The organism is Pseudoalteromonas sp. SR45-5, assembly GCF_014163565.1.
Lineage (GTDB): Bacteria > Pseudomonadota > Gammaproteobacteria > Enterobacterales > Alteromonadaceae > Pseudoalteromonas > Pseudoalteromonas distincta.
Window position 1 is genome coordinate 1 of sequence record NZ_JACJDN010000613.1, and the last position, 2,346, is coordinate 2,346.

General features: G+C 37.9%; 4 protein-coding genes. All 4 read right to left on the bottom strand.

All coding sequences use genetic code 11. The features are described 5' to 3' along the window. The coding region (locus tag H5072_RS17120; protein ID WP_182694226.1) for a PilW family protein at positions 1-304 on the bottom strand (304 nt) is incomplete at its 3' end. Position 305: 1 nt separating this feature from the next. Continuing rightward, the gene (gene pilV, locus H5072_RS17125; RefSeq protein ID WP_024596572.1) at positions 306-866 is read right to left on the bottom strand and encodes a type IV pilus modification protein PilV; all 561 of its coding nucleotides are present in this window, start codon (positions 864-866) and stop codon (positions 306-308) included. Between the two features lie 185 nt (positions 867-1,051). Next, a complete protein-coding gene (locus tag H5072_RS17130; protein ID WP_024596571.1) occupies positions 1,052-1,753 on the bottom strand; it encodes a LytTR family DNA-binding domain-containing protein in 702 nt (233 codons plus the stop codon). Further along, on the bottom strand, positions 1,750-2,346 hold a 597-nt coding region (locus tag H5072_RS17135), incomplete at its 5' end, for a sensor histidine kinase (protein ID WP_182694227.1). The genes H5072_RS17135 and H5072_RS17130, both read right to left, overlap by 4 nt.

The following is a 2,346-nucleotide window of genomic DNA, read 5'->3' on the forward strand; positions in this document are numbered from 1 at the left end:
CCAAATCAGGAAAACTACCGTTATTTAGTCCTTCGAAACAGTCATTTAGCGGGTTTGATAATGCTTCTGTGTTTACCGAAGTAAAAGAATCATCATAGTAAGTGCCCCAAAAGCCAATTTGCTCAATATCACGTTGCATTATGTTAATTGCAAGGCGTCCTGATTCTTGAAGTTCACCAATAGTCATCGTATCTTTAGTGGTTACTTTCATACCTATATAGGTAAACATAACGCCGCCTAAAATTAACCCACCAATAAATAATGAAATCATCATTTCTACAAGTGTAAAACCTTTTTGCTTCATGTTAGCTCCTAAGGTAAATATAACTAGTTAAAACAACTAAACGGCGCTTTTTATCAGCCGTTCCACACTTGATGTCTCCAGTCGTACTATTTGCATTAAACTCTTGACGCCCTTGCCAAGATACAACGACCTCTAAATTAAATGCTTTACCACCTGTACCTGCAACTGCAGTAGCCGCAATACATACAGTTGCGTCATCTAAAGAGCCTGTGTTTTCCCTTGCTTTTATAGCTCTTTTCCATTGCTCAAGGTCTAGGGCTGCAACTTGCGCTGCGCTACAAGTGCTTGTAAAACACGTCTGTGAGGTTTTAGTTGAGGCTTCGCTATTAAATGTTTGGGTATATAGGCTAGCTATTTGCGGGGTATCGTTAGCACGGATACGCTGCACAATATCATTACCAAGTGCAACTGCAGCAGCACGCTGCATAGAATCAAAGCTTGCTTGCTTTGCTTTTGCTTGCAAAGCAACTGCGCCTAAAAGGCCAAAACTAAGAATAATAAATGCAATTAGCACTTCAATCAGAGTGAAGCCTCTTTGCACTTTTACGTGAGGTGATTGCATAATAAAACCAAATAAAAATTATCTGATTTTAAGTTTATGTTATTTATTTGAGGAATCAATGAGGACTAAGACAAGCGGTTATATTTGTTGATAAACGGTTAATTAAACCTGTTTATTCAATAACACCGTTGATAATTAAGACTCAAATGTATTTAAATCAAGGGGAGGTTAATTGCAAGGTAAGCCTAAAGCGAATTTTTTACTAATTTAAGCTCACGGCGGCTCACTGGCAATAACTCACTGCACCCTTGTAGCTCAATCATATGATTGCCATTCGCTTTTGAATGCAAAGCAATTACTTTTTGTTTATTAACCAATGTATTGCGATGAATTCGCAAAATATGTGTAGGAAATTGTAACTCTAATTGTTTTAGACTTTGTTCAAGTAAAGCTTCTCCACCACAGAATATCATTTTGGTATACTTTTCTTCGGCACTAAAATACAAAACATCATTTATATCAACACTGCGTAGAGTACCAGCTAGCTGATAAGAGATTTTTACATTTTGTTGTTTTTGAATATGTACTTTATTTAAGCGCCCGACTTGCTTAAGCACCTTTTGCAATGATTGCTCTGAAATAGGTTTAACTAAATAACCTGCAGCGCTTAATTGTAAAGCATCGAAGGCATGCTCAGGGTGAGCAGTTATAAAAACAATAGCAGGAGGTAGAGTTAAACTATTGAGCTCATTAGCAACTTGTAAACCATTCATACCGGGCATATCAACATCTAAAAAAATCAAATCCGGCGTTTGCTTTTTAGCAAGTACCAGAGCTTCATTACCATTACTTGCCTCGCCTTGTACAACTATGCTTTTATCATGTGCCAACAAACGAATTAAGCGCGATCTCGCAAGAGGTTCATCATCAACAATGAGTACGTTCATACACTGCCCTCAATTAACTTAGGGATCACAACCTTGACCCTAAACACATCATTTTTATTAGTAATTGTTAGCTGCGCTTTATTTTTATAATAAATATTTAATCGCTGGCGAATATTTTCAAGCGCCATGCCGTTATTAGGCCTAGTTTGAGCATTAGAAATTGTTATTGGGTTAGAAACAATCATGGTTATATAGCCGGTAGTAATATGTAGCTCTACTTTTATTTCTGCACCATGCTCACTTGTTTCAACACCGTGGCATACTGCATTTTCAATTAATGGCTGCAGGGTTAAACAAGGAATGCTCAATGCAGGTAGTTCATTAGGTATTTGCCAATCAACGCTTAAGCGATTACCGAAACGCCATGTTTCAAGTGCTATATATTGCTTACTCAGCGTTATTTCATCGTCAAGAGATACATTTTTTCCTGAGTGCATTGCTGCCTGCGATAAGGCGGCTAATGCTAAAATAGCCTGCTCTGCCGCATCGGCATCATGATGAGTAAGCTCTGCAGCGGTGTTTAAACTATTATATAAAAAATGAGGACGTATTCTAGCTTGCAAGGCATCAAGCTCAGCTCGAGAAAGCGCTTT